The organism is Acinetobacter sp. TTH0-4, from assembly GCF_015602665.1.
Lineage (GTDB): Bacteria > Pseudomonadota > Gammaproteobacteria > Pseudomonadales > Moraxellaceae > Acinetobacter > Acinetobacter albensis.
Genome location: NZ_CP059079.1, coordinates 2,688,568 through 2,712,184, shown reverse-complemented (window position 1 = coordinate 2,712,184; position 23,617 = coordinate 2,688,568). Strand labels below are relative to the sequence as shown.

The window sequence follows — 23,617 nt, the reverse complement described above, 5'->3', positions numbered from 1 at the left end:
TTGGATCGCGAAAAAATGCAGGATTAGCGTTTTGTTGTTACGTGGTGGTTTGCTGCTTTCTTGTCTAGCAGTTTTTTTACAGATTGCTGTTTTTTTACAGCCTTTGTTACCGAAGCAATATCAAGTTGCTCCGGTCTGTGAAACCATCACGCGTGGATTATTGCTTCAACCAACGATTTCTCATCAGTCCTATCATCAATCTTCTCATCATAATGTTGATCAGGACAGTCAACTGCATAGCCAAGATGCAGGACATCATCATGATGCCAACCATCAATGTCAGTACTGTACGGTTTATGGCAATTTGGTTTTACCTCCTGAACTGAATATAAAAGAAGTTTTAGTTCGTATTCAAATTCGTTTATTGGCATTCCAAAAAACCTTTAGTCATGTTTGGTTTGTATTACAACGACTATATTTACTGCCACAAGGGCGAGCCCCTCCGATCTTTGCATAAATCAAAACCTAATTTGTTAGGTCTTTAATGACTTCAGCGCTTGCGCTGTTTTAGTCACAGCTCCTATTTATGATTTCAGAGAGATGAAAATGGCTCAGCCTAAATTCTTTTTACAGCCACTTGCGGCTGCGATTTGTGTTGCATGTTATTCAGGTTCAGCTTCTGCTGCACAGCAAAGTGTCATTCAAACTTTAGCGCCTATTGTTGCAACAGCTTACCAAGGCAACGATGCCAATGGTTTAATTGTACATGCCGATCCTAAACAGCCGATTCAACCTATTCCTGCAACAGATGGCGCAGATTACTTACAAAGTATTGTTGGATTTAATGCCATACAGAGTGGTGGAACCAATAGTGATGTCACTTTCCGTGGAATGTTTGGTTCCCGAATTAAAATATTGACTGACGGTGCAGAAAATTTAGGGGCTTGTCCGGCTCGTATGGATGCACCCACTTCTTATATTTCACCTGAAAGTTATGATCAAATTACGGTGATTAAAGGCCCGCAAACCGTTCAGTATGCCAATACAGGTTCAGCTGCTACAGTCATTTTTGAGCGACAAAAACCTGAAATTACGACAGAAAAACCATATTTGGGTCAAGCCAGTGTATTGATGGGATCATTTGGTCGTTTAGATCATAACGTCGAGGCAACTGTAGGAGATGAAAGTAAATATATACGTTTAAATGCCAATCGTTCTGTATCGGATAGTTATAAAGATGGCGATGGAAATAAAGTACCTTCAGATTGGGAACGTTGGAATGCAGATATCGCTTTGAGTTGGACGCCAGATCAAAATACATGGCTAGAATTGACAGGTGGTAAAGCCGATGGTGAAGCGGTTTATGCAGGGCGTTCAATGGATGGTTCGCAATTTGCACGTGAAAGTTTGGGTCTACGTGTTGAAAAGAAAAATATTAGTGAAGTGATTCAAAAAATTGAAGCTCAAGTTAATTACAGCTTTAATGATCATATTATGGATAACTTTAGCTTGCGTACGCCAGAAATGAAGCATGATCATGCAACTGGCAAAATGTATTTGAATAAATCTTCCATGCAAGTGACACGCCGTAGTTTAAATAGTCGTATTGCAGTTACATCAGCATGGGATAAATTTAATCTGATTAGCGGCGTCGATCTACAGCAAAATCATCGTGCTGGAAATATGATTGCTCATAGCATGAATATGCCCATGACCACCGATATGAAATTTAATTCATATGGGGCTTTTGGGGAACTCAGTTATACATTGAGCGATCAAAATAAGTTGGTGACGGGGGGGCGTGTAGATCAAGTCAAAATTGATGCGCTTAAACTGAATGATGATCGTTCTGAAACTTTACCTAGCGCATTTATTCGTTTAGAAAATCAACATCCCGAGCATCAGGCTAAAAGCTATATTGGTCTTGGTTATGTGGAGCGTGTGCCTGATTATTGGGAATTGTTTAGTACAGCGCACGGGAATACTGGTACCCCTGTTCCAACGTTTAATGATTTAAACACTGAAAAAACGTTACAGCTCGACATGGGTTATCAACATCAACATGGTCCCTTTAATTCATGGACTTCTGCTTACGCAGGATTAATTAATGACTATATTTTGATGAGCTATCATAACCATCCAAGTTCAGGTATGGGTGGACATAAACATGGTTCTTCATTTAGTGCAGGGGCAAAAAATGTGGATGCCACCATTGCTGGTGCGGAAGCGGGCATAGGTTATCAGTTTACAGATGCCATTCAGGCAGATGTCAGTGCCATGTATGCATGGGGCAAAAACACCACCGATGACAAACCTTTACCACAAATTTCACCTTTAGAGGCACGTGTTAATCTGCGTTATGTGCAAGATAAATACACATTAGGTGCACTGTGGCGAGTGGTTAATGGTCAGAACCGTGTAAGTTTGAATCAAGGCAATATCGTAGGCTATGACGTGAAGGAGAGTAGTGGCTTTGCTACATTATCTTTAAATGGAACTTACCATGTCTTGAAAGGTGTTGATGTGTCGATGGGAATTGATAACGTATTGGATAAAACCTATAGCGAACACTTAAATAAAATGGGCGATGTAGGTATAGGATTAGTTGCTACTGAGCAATTTAATAACACAGGCCGCAATTATTGGGCGCGCGTCAGTGTGAAGTTTTAAGCATTAAAAAAGCAGAGTAAGCACTCTGCTTTTTTGTAGAGCGAGATGGCTATTGATGCATACTCGCCAATTGTTTGGCTTTACTCTGATAAAGAGCTAAGCCAAGCTTTTGAATTTTTCGACCTTGTTTAATTAAGCGCTCATCGAGTGTAGGTAAATGTTTAGCACCTGTATAAAGCGCTAAGTTTCTTGCAATTAAATAATAGGCAAACCATGCGGCGGAACGAGGTTTTAGCCCTAAGTTGGACATTCTTTTTTTGCCAATAAAGAACTGTGTTACTTGCAAATGTTGCTGATAAGCAAGTTTCTGCTGCAAAGGACGAAAATAACGATATTGACGCTCGAAAGGCTCTTTTGAAAGACTTGAGCCGAGTGCTGTACTGCTTGCATCCGTTTGTGGATGAGCGAATTGCATCCAGTATAGAAGTTTCCAGCCTTCAGACTCTTGATTGATTAACCATTTTTCTTCAACACCCATAAGCCAACCAATATAGCGCCAAAAATGTAGAAAATTTTCAATCTCAGTTTTGTTTGGAAAAATGCCTAAAGCTCGAATACCAAGCAGAACTACACTGCTAAAGGCTAAATTAGTCATGGCTAAATCAAATTGGCTAATCGGCATCCCCCACGTTTCAGCATCCCATTGCTTGCCTTTTTTGAGTGAATATCGAACTAAAGCATGTATAAATCGGACATAAATGGTGGAGGTAAATCCTGAATTAAAACGTTCAAGTCCATTGGGTTCAGTAATATCGACCCACCACTTTGTGGTTTCAGCCAGACGCGTTCCTGCCTGTTTCTTTAAAGCACCTGTTAGGATCAAAGGTTGATTGAAACCTGGATACAAATAGCCCGCCATTAAGGATAAGTCACGTAAAATAAAACCATTGTTAATCCCTAATCGGTGGGTAAAGGTCAGAGCGTGTTGTAATTTATTTTCATCTAACCAGCTGGGTTTCGTGGTGACCTGTTGAAAAAAAGTTTCTATTTCGGGAATAGCATGAGGCAATTGATCTAAGCCATGAAAGAGCGCAGTTTCAAAATAAGTTCGATGTAATTTCGGATTTTGCATCATCCACTGCATTAAAGGTTCCATTAAATCATCACCTTTGGTCAGCGCATCATTTAGTGACAAATATTCACTATAGGTTGGTTGTAAAGGCTGTTTGATCAAATGACTCAGAATTTGACTTTGCCAGTTGGTTTTTTGCATGCTTTGAAAAGAAGCTAAACGGCTGGGATTCAGTAGTTCCATTATTTTTATACCAAGTATATTATTTCATACCACCCTAATATGAATATTTATTCGTATTCAATTCGTATTTATAAAACTAAAAAAAAATCAGGAAAACGATGAGAAAACAACCGAAACAACAACGTGCCAAAATGATTGTGGATGATATTTTACAAGCCACTCAACAATGTATTGCAGAATATGGACTGGCTGGTTTGACTACACCCAAAATTGCAGAATGCTCTGGGGTTGGCGTCGGGTCTATTTATCAATATTTTGAAAATAAGGAACAAATTGTTGAAGAGTTACTTTTACGAAAAAGTGAAAGCTTGGGATTACGTTTAAAACACATGGTGATGGAGAAACAGAGTATTCACGACATAATTCCATCGAGTATCCAGTTTGGATTTGATGTGATGAGAGAAGACAAAGGATTTTTTATTGAAATTCTTAAATATTGGCATAATTATAATAATTCAAATGCCGCTAAAATTTTGGAAAAACATTTTTTTGAGCTTGGTTTGTATGTATTTAATCGTTTCTATCGACATTGGGACTTTGAAATGCTTAAAAACAAATCATTTGTCATCATCAATAGTACGTTGTTTACGATGATGCGCTATGTTAGCAATAATGAATTTCTTATTTCAGAACAAGAGCTTAAGCGAGAATTGAGTACTATGATTTTGGCCTACCTAGACCATGAGAATGAGTGAAAAATATAATTAAAATAAATTAACTTTAAAAATCAATAACTTGAATTTTATTGGTTTGAAAAATAAACACTCAAATGAATAAATATAAAAAAGGGGTTGTATGGTGATTAAAATGCTGTAGAATGCACATCCATCGGCGGTGATGTTGATTAAAACTTGTTGAGAAACAAGGATTTAGCTTAAAGGGTTAAATCTAAGGATCTTAAAGAAGTTTAAAAATAATCAATAAAACCAGTTGACTCTTTATGAATAAAGAGTAATATAGCCGACCTAGCTTGCTGGTGACGAATCAGCAAGAAGATCATTAAGAGCTTATGAAGAACAACTTGTGTGGATTTTTACTGATTGATTGATCGAAATTATTTTCATTGATTGATGGTAGAAATTACTCGAAGTTTATTTGAGAAATATTTGTCAGAAAATTGATGAGCCAAGATTGGTGCCCTTTAAGGCACTAAGCAATATTAAACTGAAGAGTTTGATCATGGCTCAGATTGAACGCTGGCGGCAGGCTTAACACATGCAAGTCGAGCGGGGAAAAGTAGCTTGCTACTTAACTTAGCGGCGGACGGGTGAGTAATACTTAGGAATCTGCCTATTAGTGGGGGACAACATTTCGAAAGGAATGCTAATACCGCATACGTCCTACGGGAGAAAGCAGGGGATCACTTGTGACCTTGCGCTAATAGATGAGCCTAAGTCGGATTAGCTAGTTGGTGGGGTAAAGGCCTACCAAGGCGACGATCTGTAGCGGGTCTGAGAGGATGATCCGCCACACTGGGACTGAGACACGGCCCAGACTCCTACGGGAGGCAGCAGTGGGGAATATTGGACAATGGGGGGAACCCTGATCCAGCCATGCCGCGTGTGTGAAGAAGGCCTTTTGGTTGTAAAGCACTTTAAGCGAGGAGGAGGCTACTCTAGTTAATACCTAGGGATAGTGGACGTTACTCGCAGAATAAGCACCGGCTAACTCTGTGCCAGCAGCCGCGGTAATACAGAGGGTGCGAGCGTTAATCGGATTTACTGGGCGTAAAGCGTGCGTAGGTGGCCAATTAAGTCAAATGTGAAATCCCCGAGCTTAACTTGGGAATTGCATTCGATACTGGTTGGCTAGAGTATGGGAGAGGATGGTAGAATTCCAGGTGTAGCGGTGAAATGCGTAGAGATCTGGAGGAATACCGATGGCGAAGGCAGCCATCTGGCCTAATACTGACACTGAGGTACGAAAGCATGGGGAGCAAACAGGATTAGATACCCTGGTAGTCCATGCCGTAAACGATGTCTACTAGCCGTTGGGGTCTTTGAGACTTTAGTGGCGCAGCTAACGCGATAAGTAGACCGCCTGGGGAGTACGGTCGCAAGACTAAAACTCAAATGAATTGACGGGGGCCCGCACAAGCGGTGGAGCATGTGGTTTAATTCGATGCAACGCGAAGAACCTTACCTGGTCTTGACATAGTAAGAACTTTCCAGAGATGGATTGGTGCCTTCGGGAGCTTACATACAGGTGCTGCATGGCTGTCGTCAGCTCGTGTCGTGAGATGTTGGGTTAAGTCCCGCAACGAGCGCAACCCTTTTCCTTATTTGCCAGCGGGTTAAGCCGGGAACTTTAAGGATACTGCCAGTGACAAACTGGAGGAAGGCGGGGACGACGTCAAGTCATCATGGCCCTTACGACCAGGGCTACACACGTGCTACAATGGTCGGTACAAAGGGTTGCTACCTAGCGATAGGATGCTAATCTCAAAAAGCCGATCGTAGTCCGGATTGGAGTCTGCAACTCGACTCCATGAAGTCGGAATCGCTAGTAATCGCGGATCAGAATGCCGCGGTGAATACGTTCCCGGGCCTTGTACACACCGCCCGTCACACCATGGGAGTTTGTTGCACCAGAAGTAGGTAGTCTAACCGCAAGGAGGACGCTTACCACGGTGTGGCCGATGACTGGGGTGAAGTCGTAACAAGGTAGCCGTAGGGGAACCTGCGGCTGGATCACCTCCTTAACGAAAGATTGACGATTGGTAAGAATCCACAACAAGTTGTTCTTCATGATGTATCGATGGGTCTGTAGCTCAGTTGGTTAGAGCACACGCTTGATAAGCGTGGGGTCACAAGTTCAAGTCTTGTCAGACCCACCAAGTCTACTAACTGAAATAATGAAGAGATGAGAGTCTTGGAGTTGAGTTACAAACGAGAGATACATAAAGCTAATAAGTGATAAGCTGGGGACTTAGCTTAGTTGGTAGAGCGCCTGCTTTGCACGCAGGAGGTCAACGGTTCGACTCCGTTAGTCTCCACCATATATTGTTCTTCAATATATAAGCTAAGAAGTTAGATTATAGAATTTAATAAATAAGATCATGATTAAATGATTTTTTAATTTATTAAGTTCTGTGATTTATCACAGTTACCTACGGTCTGACGAAGACGTAGTTAATCATTAACAGATTGAGAATTTGAGTTGAAATAATTGTTTGAACTCAGAACTAATTCAGCATTGACTGTAATACGCAAGTATTTCATTTCAATGACGAAGAAGAACTGAGAACTAGCGAAATTAACTGAATCAAGCGTTTTGGTAGATGAATTTAGATTGAAGCTGTACTGTAGTTAAATCTACAGACCACAAACTGTATGAGAAGGTCGTAAGGCTGACTCTGTTGTTACATCACTTGTAGGGTGTTAACGACTGTTTGGGGTTGTATAGTCAAGTAATTAAGTGCATGTGGTGGATGCCTTGGCAGTCAGAGGCGATGAAAGACGTAATAGCCTGCGATAAGCTCCGGGGAGGCGGCAAATATCCTGTGATCCGGAGATTTCTGAATGGGGAAACCCACTTACCATAAGGTAGGTATTGCATGATGAATACATAGTCATGCAAGGCGAACGAGGGGAAGTGAAACATCTCAGTACCCTTAGGAAAAGAAATCAATTGAGATTCCCTTAGTAGCGGCGAGCGAACGGGGATCAGCCCATTAAGTTATCTAAGTTTTAGTGGAATGCTCTGGGAAGTGCAACCGTAGTGGGTGATAGTCCTGTACACGAAAGGGCTTAGATAATGATGACGAGTAGGGCGGGGCACGTGAAACCTTGTCTGAATATGGGGGGACCATCCTCCAAGGCTAAATACTCCTGACTGACCGATAGTGAACCAGTACCGTGAGGGAAAGGCGAAAAGAACCCCTGTGAGGGGAGTGAAATAGATCCTGAAACCGCATGCATACAAGCAGTGGGAGCCGACTTGTTCGGTGACTGCGTACCTTTTGTATAATGGGTCAGCGACTTACATTCAGTAGCAAGGTTAACCGCATAGGGGAGCCGTAGAGAAATCGAGTCTTAATAGGGCGTTTAGTTGCTGGGTGTAGACCCGAAACCGGGTGATCTATCCATGAGCAGGTTGAAGGTTGGGTAACACTAACTGGAGGACCGAACCCACCGTCGTTGAAAAGCCGGGGGATGACTTGTGGATAGGGGTGAAAGGCTAATCAAACTCGGTGATAGCTGGTTCTCCCCGAAAGCTATTTAGGTAGCGCCTCGGACGAATACCATTGGGGGTAGAGCACTGTTTCGGCTAGGGGGTCATCCCGACTTACCAAACCGATGCAAACTCCGAATACCAATGAGTACTATCCGGGAGACAGACTGCGGGTGCTAACGTCCGTAGTCAAGAGGAAAACAATCCAGACCGCCAGCTAAGGCCCCAAAATTATAGTTAAGTGGGAAACGATGTGGGAAGGCATAGACAGCTAGGAGGTTGGCTTAGAAGCAGCCACCCTTTAAAGAAAGCGTAATAGCTCACTAGTCGAGTCGGCCTGCGCGGAAGATGTAACGGGGCTAAAACTATATGCCGAAGCTGCGGATTTGCAATTTATTGCAAGTGGTAGGGGAGCGTTCTGTAAGCCGATGAAGGTGGATTGAGAAGTCTGCTGGAGGTATCAGAAGTGCGAATGCTGACGTGAGTAACGACAATGCGAGTGAAAAACTCGCACGCTGAAAGACCAAGGGTTCCAGTCCAACGTTAATCGGGGCTGGGTGAGTCGACCCCTAAGGCGAGGCCGAGAGGCGTAGTCGATGGGAAATTGGTTAATATTCCAATACTTCTGTGTAATGCGATGAGAGGACGGAGAAGGTTAAGTCAGCCTGGCGTTGGTTGTCCAGGTGAAAGGTTGTAGGCATGCATCTTAGGCAAATCCGGGGTGCTCTATGCTGAGAACTGATAGCAAGCTGTACTTGTACAGTGAAGTGGCTGATACCATGCTTCCAGGAAAAGTCTCTAAGCTTCAGTTACACAGGAATCGTACCCGAAACCGACACAGGTGGTCAGGTCGAGTAGACCAAAGCGCTTGAGAGAACTCTGCTGAAGGAACTAGGCAAAATGGTACCGTAACTTCGGGAGAAGGTACGCTGTCGACGGTGATGGGATTTACTCCCTGAGCGGTTGACAGCCACAGAAACCAGGCCCCTGCAACTGTTTATTAAAAACATAGCACTCTGCAAACACGAAAGTGGACGTATAGGGTGTGATGCCTGCCCGGTGCTGGAAGGTTAATTGATGGGGTTAGCGTAAGCGAAGCTCTTGATCGAAGCCCCAGTAAACGGCGGCCGTAACTATAACGGTCCTAAGGTAGCGAAATTCCTTGTCGGGTAAGTTCCGACCTGCACGAATGGCATAATGATGGGGGCGCTGTCTCCAGCAGAGACTCAGTGAAATCGAATTCGCCGTGAAGATGCGGTGTACCCGCGGCTAGACGGAAAGACCCCGTGAACCTTTACTGCAGCTTGACATTGAACTTTGATCTTACTTGTGTAGGATAGGTGGGAGGCTTTGAAACCGAGACGCTAGTTTCGGTGGAGCCAATCTTGAAATACCACCCTGGTAATATTGAGGTTCTAACTCTGCTCCATAATCTGGAGCGAGGACCATGTCTGGTGGGTAGTTTGACTGGGGCGGTCTCCTCCTAAAGAGTAACGGAGGAGTACGAAGGTGCGCTCAGCGTGGTCGGAAATCACGCGTAGAGTATAAAGGCAAAAGCGCGCTTAACTGCGAGACCCACAAGTCGAGCAGGTACGAAAGTAGGTCTTAGTGATCCGGTGGTTCTGTATGGAAGGGCCATCGCTCAACGGATAAAAGGTACTCTGGGGATAACAGGCTGATACCGCCCAAGAGTTCATATCGACGGCGGTGTTTGGCACCTCGATGTCGGCTCATCTCATCCTGGGGCTGAAGCAGGTCCCAAGGGTATGGCTGTTCGCCATTTAAAGAGGTACGCGAGCTGGGTTTAGAACGTCGTGAGACAGTTCGGTCCCTATCTACCGTGGGCGTTGGAAATTTGAGAGGATCTGCTCCTAGTACGAGAGGACCAGAGTGGACGAACCTCTGGTGTACCGGTTGTAACGCCAGTTGCATCGCCGGGTAGCTATGTTCGGAAGGGATAACCGCTGAAAGCATCTAAGCGGGAAGCCTACCTCAAGATTAGATTTCCCTGTGACTTTATGTCACCTAAAGAGCCGTTGAAGACTACGACGTTGATAGGTTGGATGTGGAAGCATAGTGATATGTGAAGCTGACCAATACTAATTGCTCGTGAGGCTTGACTATACAACACCCAAACAGTTGTATTGCATCATCTAAGTGATTCAAAACCAAGCAATATACCCTTGATTTAGTTAACGCTACAAACTAAAATCTCAACTCAAATTTAATGTCTGTTAATAACTCTTTTGGTACAAAGTAAGGCTTACGAAATAAATCCCGTAAATAAGACCCGAACAAGTCCATAAACAGTTGTGCTGGCGACAATAGCAAGAGTGAACCACCTGATCCCTTCCCGAACTCAGAAGTGAAACCTCTTCGCGCTGATGGTAGTGTGGGGTTACCCATGTGAGAGTAAGTCATCGCCAGCTCATTATTCTAACCCCCCCTCAGTCTTAAGACTGAGGGGGGTTTTTCTATACATAATTTAAAAAGTAAAAAGTTGATTCTTAATGATTTCAAAAATTAGAGTAAGCCGTAACTTCAATTTGTTCTTTCCTTAATTTAGGTTGAAACAGGGTTATACTAAATAGGCATATGGAGCTTTTATGTCTGATTCCCCTGATATTTCCACTCATATTCAGTATGGTACACGTCCTTTTTTTGCCATTTTACTGTCATTATTTTTAGCGGGCTTTTCTTCTTTTTCATCGTTGTATTGTGTGCAGCCCATGATGCCCATTTTTTCACAGTTTTTTGCTGTTTCCCCTACGCATAGTAGTTTTCCTTTATCTGCTTCCACAATTGCTTTAGCAGTAGGACTACTGTTTAGTGGACTCATTTCAGATCGTTTTGGTCGTAAGGTGATTATGGTTTGGGCCTTACTTTTAACGGCTCTTTTACTGATCCTGAGTTCATTATTTCCAATTTGGGAAATTTTTATTGGCACACGTGTATTGATAGGATTTGCAGTTAGCGGAGTAGCTGCGGTTGCAATGACTTATATTGGTGAGGAAATTGCCCAACAGGATATAGGTCTCGCGATGGGGCTATATATTTCAGGAACTGCAATTGGTGGAATGGGTGGCCGTTTGATTGCAGGTGTATTGATCGATTTTATGGCATGGCAAACAGTTATTTTATTGATTGGTATATTAAATTTCATCAGCGCAGTAATTTTTTATCTTATTTTACCTCAATCTAAACATTTTAAAGCTTATCCGATTGCATTTTCACGCTTTAAAAAGTCGTTTATCAAAAATTTCAGTGACTCTAAGCTTCGTTTATTGTTTGCCCAAGGTTTTATTTTAATGGGTTGCTTTGTAACGATATTTAATTATATGAGTTATCACCTCTTACAAAAGCCTTTCCAATTATCACAAATATGGATTGGATTAATTTCTGTTGCATATTTAGCAGGAATTTATAGTTCACCTCGTGCAGCAAAATGGGGTGAAAAATTTGGTCGACATCGAGTTTTGCCTGTAATGTTAATCTGTATGCTAACCGGTTTATGGTTGATGCGAACAACATCTATCGGTTTAGTTTTATTGGGTTTAGGCATTTTTACTTTTGCATTTTTTGCAGCACATTCGACTTGCAGTAGTTGGGTCGCTGTACAAGCATTGCAATATCGCGCAGTGGGTTCGTCTTTATATTTATTTAGCTATTATATGGGTTCAAGTTTCTTAGGCAGTAGTAGTGGTTTGGTTTGGGAATATTTTGGTTGGAATGGTTTGACGGCATTCATTAGTGTCATTCTGTTTTTGGGTTTATTTTTCGCTGTGAACTTATCTCGTCAAGCCATGATCTCAATAGATAAAAATTAAAATTTAAGCGTCTGTTTGTGTTTATTTTTTAATCAAGAACCTGAATCAAATTCATGCTAAAATGATCGGCTTTCATCTTTGATCTCTCCCGATCGCCATCTGCCAATCGAGATAATAAATCATGTCTACCGCTTATACCGCTCAGACAGCGCCCACTGCATTGTTTGATTATGACAAATATTGGGCATCGTGTTTTGAACCCGCTCCATTTTTGCCAATGTCACGCGAAGAAATGGATGTGCTGGGTTGGGATGCATGTGACTTTATCTTGGTCTGTGGGGATGCTTATATTGATCATCCTTCATTTTGTTCTGGCATTATTGGTCGTACATTAGAAGCACAAGGTTTCCGCGTTGGTATTATTGCGCAGCCAGATTGGACCAATCCAGAGGCTTTTCGAGTACTGGGAAAACCAACGATTGCATGGGGTGTAACCGCAGGTAATATGGATTCGATGATTAACCGTTATACGGCAGATCGTAAAATTCGTTCGGATGATGCATATTCACCTGATAATCAACCGAATAAACGCCCAGACCGTGCAGCTACCGTATATTGTCAGCGTTGCCGTGAAGCCTTTCCTGATGTGCCAGTTTTACTCGGTGGAATTGAAGCGTCATTGCGTCGTATTGCACATTATGATTATTGGTCAGACAAAGTCCGTCGCTCAGTTTTAATGGATTCAAAAGCCGATTTACTCATGTACGGTAATGGCGAACGTTCGATTGTGGAAGTCATGCATCGTCTTGCGAAAGGTCAAAAGATTCACGAAATTACCGATGTTCGTGGAACTGCTTTTATTGTGAATAAACATAATCGTGCATCGAAAGCTCAATTTGTTGAAATCGCCTCGAATGATGTTGATAGCATAGGCCGTGTTGATCCGATCATTAATCCTTACGTGATGACAGAGGATTTAGATGGGTGTGAAATTGAACAAGATAAAGGCAATTCACTGACTAAATATCAAAATTTCCAAAAAGAATTTGTCGCTAATCCGATTTTGCGTGAAGGCGACAACTTAGATCAAGACACCCAAATTGTTCAGTTACAGCCTGCTTCGAAAGCGATTAAACATAAATTACCGCCGCGTGAGTTGGCCGTAATTCGTTTACCTGCCTTTGAAGAAGTGTCAGCAGATCCAGTATTATATGCGCATGCCAACCGTATTTTGCATTTGGAAACTAATCCAGGCAATGCGCGGGCCATGGTACAAAAGCATGGCGAACGTGATGTTTGGTTAAACGCGCCACCTATTCCGTTGACGACGGAAGAAATGGATTATGTGTTCGATTTGCCGTATGCGCGTCTGCCGCATCCATCTTATGGTGAAGCACGTTTTCCTGCATTTGATATGATTAAGTTCTCTGTGAACATTATGCGTGGTTGTTTTGGCGGCTGTACTTTCTGTTCTATTACAGAACATGAAGGACGCATTATTCAGAACCGTTCTGAAGAATCAATTTTGCGTGAAGTTGAAAAAATCCGTGATACAGCACCGGGCTTTACGGGCATTATTTCAGACTTGGGTGGGCCAACGGCAAACATGTATCGTTTGCAGTGTAAAGATCCAGAAATTGAGAAGAATTGTCGTAAACCGTCTTGTGTATATCCAGGGGTATGTCAGAACTTACATACTGATCATGCACCGTTAACTCAGTTATATCGTAAAGCACGTGAACTCAAAGGCATTAAAAAAATCTTAATTGGTTCAGGTTTGCGTTATGACCTTGCGGTATTAAACCCTGAATATGTCAAAGAACTGGTACAGCATCACGTCGGTGGTTATTTAAAAATTGCGCCTGAACATACCGAAAAAGGGCCATTATCCAAGATGATGAAACCGGGTATTGGTGCTTATGACCGTTTTAAACAGATGTTTGATCGTTTTAGTAAAGAAGCAGGTAAAGAACAATATCTTATCCCTTACTTTATCGCAGCACATCCGGGTACAACCGAATATGACATGATGAATCTGGCGATTTGGTTGAAGAAGAATGGTTTCCGTGCGGATCAAGTACAGACCTTCTATCCATCACCTATGGCCACGGCAACCACCATGTATCACACTGGTAAAAACCCACTGGCAAAAGTGGCACGTTATACCGAAAATGTCGATATTGTGAAAGGTGATAAACGTCGTCGTATTCACAAAGCATTCTTGCGTTACCATGATTCAAATAACTGGCCATTACTCCGTGAAGCATTGAAGGAAATGGGTCGTGCAGATTTAATTGGTAACTCGAAACAGCATTTGATTCCGACTTATCAACCTGTGGGAACTGAAGGGCAGTATCAATCGGCACGTAAGAAGAACTCGACGGTTGCTGGTGATTCACAAAAACGCAGTACGGATCATGCGACTGGAAGTAATCAGACAACGAATCAATCGCGTCCATCCAATACCAAAAAACGTCCTGAACGAGGACAAATTTTGACTCAGCATACTGGATTGCCTCCGCGTGAAACAAGTGATCAGCAAAAACCATTCGGAAAAGCGAAACCGAAAGGCAAAGCTAAATCTAAGATAAAAGCTTAATATTCTGATTAAAAAAGAACGCATCAGCGTTCTTTTTTATGACAAAAAAATGAATAGTGCATTTTATCGGAATTGTAGGACAATAGCCTAAAGTTCTATTGCAAGCATACACAGGCTTGAGCTAAAGTATTTATAGTGTCAATGAAAGGATTTGATTTGCACATTAGGGATGAATATTAGAATAAGTGCAATTTTTTGTCAGTTTTTATGATGTTTTCGTCATAATTAAATGCAGTTTGTTTACTTGAAATATTTAATAAAAAGACTCGGTATATACTCATGATCGATAATAGAAAAAATCGGTGTGATACCGAAAAGATTATAAAAAATTTAAAGGATTAAGAAAATGATCATTTATATTCTCATTGGAATTTTAGTGCTTTGTTATGTACTGTACATGGCTTGGAAAAGTTTAAACAGCCGTACTCAGAAAAAGGACAGCGTATTAAAACAAAGAGCTGTTTTTAATATTAATCAACAAATCACTTTTATGCGTTTAAAAGAAATATTGCCTGAGAGCACTATTCTTGCACATGTATCTTTTGATGCTTTGTTGACCACAAAATATACACGTACTCGTCATAAATATCGCAATATGGCGGCAGACTTTGTGATTCTTGATGATGCCCATCAAATAAAAACCATTATTGCGTTAGATGATCCGATGGCATTAAAGCGTCCACAAGATGCTCAATATCAAGATGCCCTTTTAGAAATGGCAGGATATCAAGTGATTCGCTATTCAAGCGTGCCTGAGTTTTATCAGTTGAAACAAGATTTTCTGCTTGAGAAATTTCCTCATCATATATTAGATGCACATTTAGAGGACGATCGTAAAAAATATAGTTTTTATCCAGACTTAAAGCGTAAAAAAGTACGTCTTTTTAGTTAATATAAAAAAGCATGAATTAAGGTTCATGCTTTTTTTATCATTTATTTCAAATTGTTGAACGAACAGCAGTTACCGTCATTTCAATAAGAACTTCTGGTGTATAGAGTTTGGCTTCAACACACGTACGTGCGGGCGGATGACCATCTGCAACCCAAGCATCCCATACTTGATTCATTGCCGCATAGTCTTGCTCAATATCTTTTAAAAAAATTAAAATCGATAAAATATGGCTTTTATCTGTACCTGCTTCTAATAATAAACGATCAATATTGGCCAAAGTTTCTTGTGTTTGGGCTTTAATATCGAGTGAGGTATCATTGGCCAATTGACCGGCTAAATGCACCAGATTTCCTGAGATAGCCACTTCGCAATAACGTTTTTCGACATGTAGACGTTGAATAGTCATAAAGATTCAATCCTATATTTTGCGCATTTTGCAGTAATATTCATTCAATTGGAATGTAGGAAAAGAAAAATATAAGATCTAAGCAACATGAGCAAGGATAAATGAGGGTTTTTAGCTGTTGATTATTTTTTAAAGTAACTAAGGGTATAGAGATGCAGAAGCAGAAAATTTCCATGCTGGACGACAACGTTGCCCTGTAATGTTCGGATTTGATCGTCACGTTAATCACAGGACAAGGATGCTAAAAGTGAAGGTGATTTTTAGCATCATCAGCGATGACATGGATAAATGCATCGCGCCGATAGAGTACCGTAAAAAAAGGGTGGATGGGTAAAAAATTGCTCACATTTTGTTATTTTACTTAAAAAAAATAAATTATGGCCATAAAGAAAGTTGTGGCTGATCATTTTGTTCGGAAAGATGATAGACCCCAATCCCAATCAAACGTAATTGAAAATGTTTTGGAATTTGCATTTCAAGCAGTAATTGTTGAAGAACATGCTCTAAATCCTGTTGCGTTTGAAGTGGTTGTTTGAAGCTCTTACTGTGTTGTAAGGTTTGAAAATTTTTAAGTTTTAATTTGGCAGAAACGCCACGCGCACAGAGTTTTTTTTTATTCAAACTATTCCAGACTTGGTGAATTAATTGAGGCCAATATTCACGACATTCATCTAAACTTAAATCAGTATCAAAGGTGGTTTCTTTAGAGATTTGTTGCCGTTCTCGGCTCACCTGTACAGGTCGATCATCAATGCCTTGTGCATACATGAAAAGTTGATGGCCGTATTTTCCAAAATGTTGAATTAAAACCGTTTCTTCAATGCGTTGTAAATCTCCTAAACTGTGCAGATTGAGTACTTTAAGTTTTTCTTGTGTTACTTTCCCTACACCAGGAATTTTTTTTAAAGGTAAATTTTGGATAAAGCTTTGAACCTGATGCGGTTTAATTACACAAAGTCCATCGGGTTTATGCCAGTCTGAAGCAATTTTAGCAAGAAATTTATTCGGGGCAACGCCAGCAGAGGCAGTCAATCCTGTAACGTTGAAAATATCTTCACGTATTTGAATCGCGACTTCAGTGGCACTCGGAATATTTTTTAAATTTTCGGTGACATCTAAGTAGGCCTCATCTAGCGACAACGGCTCAATGCAAGCCGTATAAGTTTGAAAAATTTGATGAAGCTGCTGAGAAACTTGTCGATATTTTTCAAAATTGGGTTCAATAATAATCAATTGTGGACAGAGCATTTTGGCTTGGGTCATCGACATGGCAGAGCGTAAACCAAACTTGCGGGCAGGATAAGACGCCGCTGCAATGACTGCTCGTGCATGATGCGACGAGATAACCACAGGTAAGTTTTTTAACTCGGGGCGATCTTTGAGCTCTACAGATGCAAAAAAAGCATCCATATCAATATGAATAATTTTTCTCATACAAGCGGTTTTAGTCTTTGCGCTGTTCCAAGCTTGAGTATCTCATTTTCACTCTATCATTTGTACAATAGAAGCTCGCAATTAAAACGCATCTTGAGCATGTTCAAGTATTTTAAATGGGGAAAATAAGCATATTATTTTGACGGCAGATTTTGAAAATATTTTGAACGATCAATGCCATTTTGTTCTAGAAAATGCGCCCACTCATATTGACTGCCATAAAAAACATTTAGATCAACTTCTTTAGAAATTCCTTTAATTTTGCCTTGATTGGTATGTTGCCAAAATAGCCATGCAGGATTATTTTTCAAATCGGGTTTACTTCGATATTCACGTACCCAAAGCGGGGTTTTTGTAAATTGACCTGCTAAAATAATATTATAAAAGGATTTAGAAATATAAAAAATCGGCTGTTTGCCATAGTGTTGATAAAGTTGGTCGTGCATCACTTGAATTTCTTTAAGTAGCTGTTCTTTGGTATATGTATTGATACAGTTGCTATCATATTCCAGATCAATAACGGGGGGTAAGGCATCTGCTTTATTGGGGACCGTTTCAATAAAATTTTGTGCTTGAATCCTGCCATCACGGCACAAACGATAAAAATGATATGCACCAACTAGAAAACCCTGTTCACGTGCTTGTATCCAGTTATCTTGGAATTTTCGATCTTTAAAATCACCACCTTCTGTGGCTTTTAAATAAATGAATTGGAAGGTTTTGGGTGATATTTTTCTCCATTCAATCTCACCCTGATGATGTGAAACATCAAAACCTTTAATGGGATATTCTTGTGCCGATGCAGGATTGTGATGTAAAAAAAATGTATAGACGAAAAGAGCCAAACACGCGATGCCTAAACCCGCGCAAGAAGCATAAATTTTTTTATAGCTGTTTTTAGCTGTTCGTTGTTTTGGCATAATTTTTTGACGCTGGCTTAGTCTAAAGGTCATCGCACAGTCAATAATTTTACATAAACTGGCGTGTATGACGTCATTATATGGGGGTGTGTCGAGGAATATGCCAAAAAATGCAAGCGGTAATCAAATTAATACAGCCCAAACAAATGAGAGTGCTGTGGAACGCTGCTGTTATTTGTGCTGTTCCATAATATACAGTGAAAAGATTCACCAAAGTACCCGCCAATGCCACCCCGATACTCATCGATAACATCATAATCATGGATAAAAAACTGTTACCACTGCTGGCTTGCGATTGGGCTAAGTCCTTTAAGGTCAGCGTATTCATGGAAACAAATTGTAGTGAGTTTAAAATACCAAAAATAAAAAAATGTAAGGCTCTTAGCCAGAGTGGTGTGTCCGCAGTGGTCAGCGCAAGGCTGGCAATGCATGTTCCAACCAACAGGGTATTGACCAATAATACTTGTCTGTAACCAAAGCGTTGGATCAAAGGTCGAATGATCGGTTTTGAAACCAAGGATCCCAAAACAGTAGGGATCATCATTAATCCTGTAACCAGTGGACTAAAACCGAAAGCGACTTGCAGCATTAAGGGTAATAAAAAGGGGAGTGCATTTCCACCCAAACGTGCAAAAAAATTGCCGATGATACCAATCGCATAGATCTTATTTTCAAATAATGTACTGCGAAATAGTGCATTTTGATGGGTATGTGCATGATAGGTATAGATTCCCGTTGCCACCAGCCCTATTAAAATTAAACCGACACTAAAGCCTAGAGAATTTTGCGCACTGGAAAATTTTTCAATACCTAAGGAGATACCGACCATCGCCACCACCAAAAGTATAAATCCACTGAAATCAAATTTTTTGACTTGTGCTTCCTTGATATTTGGCATGGCTTTAAACGTGACAAAAATACCCAACAGACCCATTGGAAGATTGATCAGAAAAATCCAGTGCCAAGTCGCAGCTTCCACCAACCAGCCGCCTAAAGTTGGACCGATGAGCGGACCAATCAATCCTGCTAGACTCATCAGGCTCATGGCAGATAAAAACTGAACTCTTGGAATTACTTTCAGCATGGCCAATCGGCCGACGGGAAGCAATAAAGCTCCGCCTATACCTTGAATGACACGGAAAAATAGCAGTTGCTCTAAACTTTGAGACAATGCACAGCCCAACGAGGCCAGTGTAAAAATCACAATAGATGAAAAATAAGTATTACGGATACCAAAGCGATCTGCGAACCAGCCACTTAAAGGAATACAAGCGGCCACAGAAAGAACATAAGCCACCACCACACTATGCATATGCAAAGGATTTTCGTTCAGGCTTTTGGCCATGATGGGCAAGGCTGTATTGACAATTGTGGTGTCTAGCGCCTGCATAAAAAAGCCAATCGAAACTAAAAAGACTAAAAGTCGATATTCAGGTTGTACGGCTTGATGTGAAGGACTGACATTCATAAAAGTACAAAAGAGTATTTTTAAAATAGTGTAAAGCAATCTGGAATAAATGTTGTAAGAAAAAGTTCAATTTTAGATGGTCAATAAAATGCAATAAAACTGACATTAAATCGTCATTGAGATGACATGCTTTCTTTATAAATTGGTCAAAATTTAAAAACCAAGACAATAGGATAACAATGAAAACTCAAATTTCTGTGCTGATGATGGCATTACTTTCTGTGGGGATGGTCGCGTGCAATGACGACAGTGATAAAACAGCAGCCACTACACCACCTGTTGTTGAAGAAACCACACCCAACAGTATTGAACTGAGTTCAATTGGACGGTATGAAACGGGTGTTTTTGCTGAAGGGGCAGCTGAGATTCCTGCGTATGATGCAGCAACAAAACGTGGTTTTATTGTCAATGCCAAAAAAGGTGCAGTGGATGTACTGGATTTATCTAAACCAGAAAATCCCGTACATATTGGTGAAATTACCAGTCGCACCTTATTTGCAGGTTCTGAGATTAACAGTGTCGCTGTCAAAAATGGCATCGTTGCGGTTGCGGTTCAAGCAGCGAAAAAAACCGATAATGGTTGGGTGATTTTGTATAAAGCCAACGATTTAACGAAACCATTGACTACACCAATTCAAATAGGTGCGTTGCCTGACAATGTCGTCTTCAGCCCAGATGGTAAAACCATTTTGGTGGCCAATGAAGGTGAACCAAATGAGGATTATAGTATTGATCCAGAAGGGACAGTCAGCATCATTGATCTTGGCGATATGAATAAACCCGTATTAAAAACAGCCGATTTCAAAGCCTTTAATGGCAAAGAAGCGGAATTACGCGCCAAAGGCATTCGTATTTATGGGCCAAAAGACAATACCAAGCCTTATGCTGCAAATAATTTGACCAGTGCGGCCAAAGACTTGGAACCTGAATACATCACCGTTTCTGCCGATAATAAAACCGCATGGGTGACCTTGCAGGAAAATAACGCATTGGCAAAAATTGATCTTGCGACGGCTAAAGTGCTCGACCTGCTGCCATTCGGCTACAAAAATTATGGCACAGCGGGTAACGGCATTGATGCTAGTGATGATCCCAAAGGCATTGATATTAAAACTCAACCAAGCGTCTATGGCATGTATTTACCGGATTCGATTGGTAGCTATCAAGTGGCTGGAAAAACCTATCTTGTGACGGCCAATGAAGGTGACTCACGTGCATGGGGTGAAGATGACGATGCTTATTGGGCGGGCAATCGTAGCAAAGGTTTTGTCGAGGAATTCCGCGTCAAACACTTGGTACATAAAGATGGTTTTGATCGCCGTGCGAACGATGACTTACCGCCGCAATTACGTGATTTAGCTGCTGGCGCATTGCTCGATCCAGTGAACTTTGCATGGTGTGGTGCAGAAAAAGGCAAAGTCGGGAACTGCCGCAATGATGATGTTTTAGGACGTTTAAACATCTCTTGGACGATGGGTTATGAAACTGATGCGATAACTGGTGCACCCGTTATGTACAACGCAAATGGTGATAAAGACCCAGCGGGGAATCGCTTGCTGTATAAGAATCTTTATTCTTATGGTGCACGTTCATTCTCAATTTGGGATGAAAACGGCGTATTAGTGTGGGATTCGGGCGATGCCTTTGAAAAATATCTCGCCAGTGATCTTGCCAAGTTTGGTAAAAACCGCAACATCAATGCCAAAGATTTCTTTAACACAGGACATGATGAAGGTGATGCCTTTGACTCACGTTCAGATGCCAAAGGCCCAGAGCCTGAAGGTATTGCGATTGGTCAAATTGGTAAAAAAGTCTTTGCCTTTATTGGTTTAGAACGTACAGGTGGGGTGATGGTTTATGACATCACTGATCCGAAAAAACCTATTTTTCAAGATTATTTAAATACGCGTGAAGACTTTGTGAAAGACCCTGAAACAGAATTTAAAGCAGGTCGTGGTTCAGCTTTGGGTGATCTAGGGCCAGAAGGTTTGGTCTTTGTGGCAGCAAAAGATGCGCCGAATGGTAAGCCTTTATTAATTGTTGGTAATGAAGTGAGTGGCAGCACTGCGATTTTTGAAGTCAAGCTAAAATAAAATAATGATTTAAATCCGTAATCTTAAAGCCTCCTGCATTTCAGACATTTCATCTGATCGACTGGGGGCTTTTTTTATGGCTTTCAGAATATCCTGTCACGGTTATGTCATAATCTCCTTCACACTTTTCAGTTGTACTGAATTGGATTTTTCATTGGTGAAATAGGTTTTGTTGTTATGACAATCGAAATTTTGATGATTGTAGGCTTTTGTTTGGCCGCGTATTCAATTGTCGGAAATGATGTACCACAGACTTTAGGTACTTTTATTTCATCAAATGCACACCGCCCTTGGTGGATGTTGTGGCTGTATACCAGTAGTATTTTAACTCTTGTTTTACTCTATGGTTGGTGGGCTTCAGGTATTGGTGATGCTTCATATGGACGTTTAGAAACCATTCCTTTCCCTGCAACGGGTATCACTTGGTTATATATTGTTCCACCCGTCTTACTGATTCTTTTAACCAAATATGGCATTCCTGTCAGTACTACATTTTTGGTGCTGACCATTTTCTCGCCCAGCAGTTTGGGAGCAATGCTCACCAAGTCAATGATGGGCTATGCAGTTGCTTTTGTGGTCGCAATCATTGTTTACCGCTTTGTGATTAAAGGCATTTCAGTTTATTTCAGTAAAACGCGTGACCATAAACCCGCTCATATTTGGGTGGGGCTGCAATGGGTATCTACCGCCTTTTTGTGGAGTCAGTGGCTGATTCAAGACTTGGCCAACATTTTTGTTTATGTTCCACGTCAAGTGCCATTTTCATTTTTGGTGTTTGCCATATTGGTTTTTGTCATTTTGTTGGGCATGATTTTTTATCAACGCGGTGGCGCTATTCAAAAAATTATTGACACCAAAACGGGTGTTGCTGATATTCGTTCTGCCACAATTATTGATTTTATTTATGCCATTATTTTATTGATTTTTAAAGAGTGGAGCAATATTCCGATGAGTACCACTTGGGTATTCTTGGGTTTACTGGCGGGTCGTGAATTTGCGATGTCGATGCACTTGGCTGAAGTGAATAAATATCGAACCTCACGAAATGTCAGTAAAGATGCCATGAAACTGATGTTTGGTTTAATCATGAGTATTGTGTTAGCGACAACTTTGCCTTGGTTTTATCATTTTATTTCAAATTTATAGATAAAACACGGCAAGAAAAAGCCAGTATTCAGCCAATCAAATTTTATAAAAATAACGTAGCAATACTGGCTTGAGAGCCTAAAAGGTAGATGATTGTTTAAATAACAAAATGTTTAGGTGCATTCAGATTTTTAATGGCATTGATGATCTGATCGGCATGATTGCAAATAATCAGTTTCGCACGATGTTGGGGCGGTAAAAAACCTTCTTCAACGGCATGATCAAGCTGAGCAATTAAGGCATTATAAAAACCATTGACGTTGTAAAGCATCATCGGTTTCTGATGCTGATTTAATTGTGCCCAGGTCGCAACTTCTAGAATTTCTTCAAACGTCCCTAAACCGCCTGGCAATGCCACAAAAGCGCTGGCACGTTCAGCCATAATGGCTTTGCGTTCATGCATGGTTTTGACAATATGCAATTCAGTCAGCTGATTGTGGGCAATTTCATAATCCAGCATAAACTCAGGAATGACCCCTACGGTTTCGCCATTTTGCTGTCTGAATGCATCTGCGACTTGACCCATTAAACCAATACTTGCACCACCATAGACTAGACCAAAGCCGAGTTCGGCCAGTGCTTGCGCCAGTGCGATCGCTTTTTCTTGATAAATGGGTTTATTGCCTAAACGTGAACCGCAATACAGTGCAATTAAAGGTTGGGTAGTTTGGGCAGAAGGATTTTTATGTTTTGGAGTCATTTTTACTACACTGTTCATCATTATATTTTTACCATAACACTTTATTTTTTCATGCTCTAGTTTAGGTCGAAAATATGACAGTACATATTGCTGAATAGGGAGGCTTTGCAAAGATTTGTTGAAAATTAGTGAGAGTAAAGCGCTGTAGATTGAA

14 protein-coding genes, 2 tRNA genes and 3 rRNA genes are annotated in these 23,617 nt (G+C 41.0%); 13 read left to right on the top strand and 6 right to left on the bottom strand.

Annotated features, from left to right (window positions below; all coding sequences use genetic code 11):
* Positions 1-31 precede the first annotated feature (31 nt).
* Positions 32-457, top strand: a complete 426-nt coding sequence (locus H0S58_RS12630) for a DUF2946 family protein (RefSeq protein WP_195726679.1) — start codon at positions 32-34, stop codon at positions 455-457.
* 89 nt (positions 458-546) lie between these two features.
* A complete protein-coding gene (locus H0S58_RS12625; protein WP_195726678.1) occupies positions 547-2,610 on the top strand; it encodes a TonB-dependent copper receptor in 2,064 nt (687 codons plus the stop codon).
* A 49-nt stretch (positions 2,611-2,659) separates the two neighbouring features.
* Here H0S58_RS12625 and H0S58_RS12620 read toward each other — a convergent pair whose 3' ends face one another.
* Positions 2,660-3,868, bottom strand: a complete 1,209-nt coding sequence (locus H0S58_RS12620; RefSeq protein ID WP_195727622.1) for an oxygenase MpaB family protein — start codon at positions 3,866-3,868, stop codon at positions 2,660-2,662.
* Positions 3,869-3,963: 95 nt separating this feature from the next.
* Here H0S58_RS12620 and H0S58_RS12615 point away from each other — a divergent pair, with 95 nt between their 5' ends.
* The 9 genes from H0S58_RS12615 to H0S58_RS12575 all read left to right on the top strand — a co-directional run bounded on the left by H0S58_RS12615 (position 3,964) and on the right by H0S58_RS12575 (position 15,296).
* A complete protein-coding gene (locus H0S58_RS12615) occupies positions 3,964-4,560 on the top strand; it encodes a TetR/AcrR family transcriptional regulator (RefSeq protein ID WP_195726677.1) in 597 nt (198 codons plus the stop codon).
* A gap of 466 nt (positions 4,561-5,026) precedes the next feature.
* Positions 5,027-6,566: ribosomal RNA gene (locus tag H0S58_RS12610) — 16S ribosomal RNA — on the top strand.
* A 58-nt stretch (positions 6,567-6,624) separates the two neighbouring features.
* Positions 6,625-6,701 (top strand) — tRNA-Ile (locus tag H0S58_RS12605).
* Between the two features lie 86 nt (positions 6,702-6,787).
* Positions 6,788-6,863 (top strand) — tRNA-Ala (locus tag H0S58_RS12600).
* A 405-nt stretch (positions 6,864-7,268) separates the two neighbouring features.
* Positions 7,269-10,162: ribosomal RNA gene (locus H0S58_RS12595) — 23S ribosomal RNA — on the top strand.
* 190 nt (positions 10,163-10,352) lie between these two features.
* Positions 10,353-10,467 (top strand): 5S ribosomal RNA (gene rrf, locus H0S58_RS12590).
* The 16S, 23S and 5S rRNA genes sit together here with 2 tRNA genes alongside, the layout of an rRNA operon.
* 177 nt (positions 10,468-10,644) lie before the next feature.
* Positions 10,645-11,865: an MFS transporter gene (locus H0S58_RS12585; protein WP_195726676.1), complete on the top strand. Its 1,221-nt coding sequence runs from the start codon at positions 10,645-10,647 to the stop codon at positions 11,863-11,865.
* A 121-nt stretch (positions 11,866-11,986) separates the two neighbouring features.
* Complete coding sequence (locus H0S58_RS12580) at positions 11,987-14,404, top strand: YgiQ family radical SAM protein (protein WP_092720559.1); 2,418 nt, start codon at positions 11,987-11,989, stop codon at positions 14,402-14,404.
* Positions 14,405-14,750: 346 nt separating this feature from the next.
* The gene (locus H0S58_RS12575) at positions 14,751-15,296 is read left to right on the top strand and encodes a DUF2726 domain-containing protein (RefSeq protein WP_092720558.1); all 546 of its coding nucleotides are present in this window, start codon (positions 14,751-14,753) and stop codon (positions 15,294-15,296) included.
* A gap of 46 nt (positions 15,297-15,342) precedes the next feature.
* Here H0S58_RS12575 and H0S58_RS12570 read toward each other — a convergent pair whose 3' ends face one another.
* The 4 genes from H0S58_RS12570 to mdtD form a co-directional block, all read right to left on the bottom strand.
* Positions 15,343-15,702, bottom strand: coding sequence for a RidA family protein (locus H0S58_RS12570; RefSeq protein WP_053578998.1), 360 nt, complete (start codon positions 15,700-15,702; stop codon positions 15,343-15,345).
* Positions 15,703-16,077: 375 nt separating this feature from the next.
* A complete protein-coding gene (gene dinB / locus H0S58_RS12565) occupies positions 16,078-17,136 on the bottom strand; it encodes a DNA polymerase IV (RefSeq protein ID WP_195726675.1) in 1,059 nt (352 codons plus the stop codon).
* A 134-nt stretch (positions 17,137-17,270) separates the two neighbouring features.
* A complete protein-coding gene (locus H0S58_RS12560; RefSeq protein WP_413784406.1) occupies positions 17,271-18,089 on the bottom strand; it encodes a GH25 family lysozyme in 819 nt (272 codons plus the stop codon).
* Between the two features lie 43 nt (positions 18,090-18,132).
* Positions 18,133-19,524, bottom strand: coding sequence for a multidrug transporter subunit MdtD (gene mdtD, locus H0S58_RS12555; protein ID WP_195726674.1), 1,392 nt, complete (start codon positions 19,522-19,524; stop codon positions 18,133-18,135).
* Between the two features lie 179 nt (positions 19,525-19,703).
* On the opposite strand from mdtD, the gene H0S58_RS12550 reads away from it, so the two are divergent.
* Both H0S58_RS12550 and H0S58_RS12545 read left to right on the top strand, forming a co-directional pair.
* Positions 19,704-21,617, top strand: a complete 1,914-nt coding sequence (locus H0S58_RS12550; protein ID WP_195726673.1) for a choice-of-anchor I family protein — start codon at positions 19,704-19,706, stop codon at positions 21,615-21,617.
* A gap of 177 nt (positions 21,618-21,794) precedes the next feature.
* Positions 21,795-22,763, top strand: coding sequence for a hypothetical protein (locus H0S58_RS12545; RefSeq protein WP_053578993.1), 969 nt, complete (start codon positions 21,795-21,797; stop codon positions 22,761-22,763).
* 97 nt (positions 22,764-22,860) lie between these two features.
* Here H0S58_RS12545 and H0S58_RS12540 read toward each other — a convergent pair whose 3' ends face one another.
* Entirely contained in the window at positions 22,861-23,481 is a 621-nt protein-coding gene (locus H0S58_RS12540) for a TIGR00730 family Rossman fold protein (RefSeq protein ID WP_053580269.1), read from the bottom strand.
* Positions 23,482-23,617 lie beyond the last annotated feature (136 nt).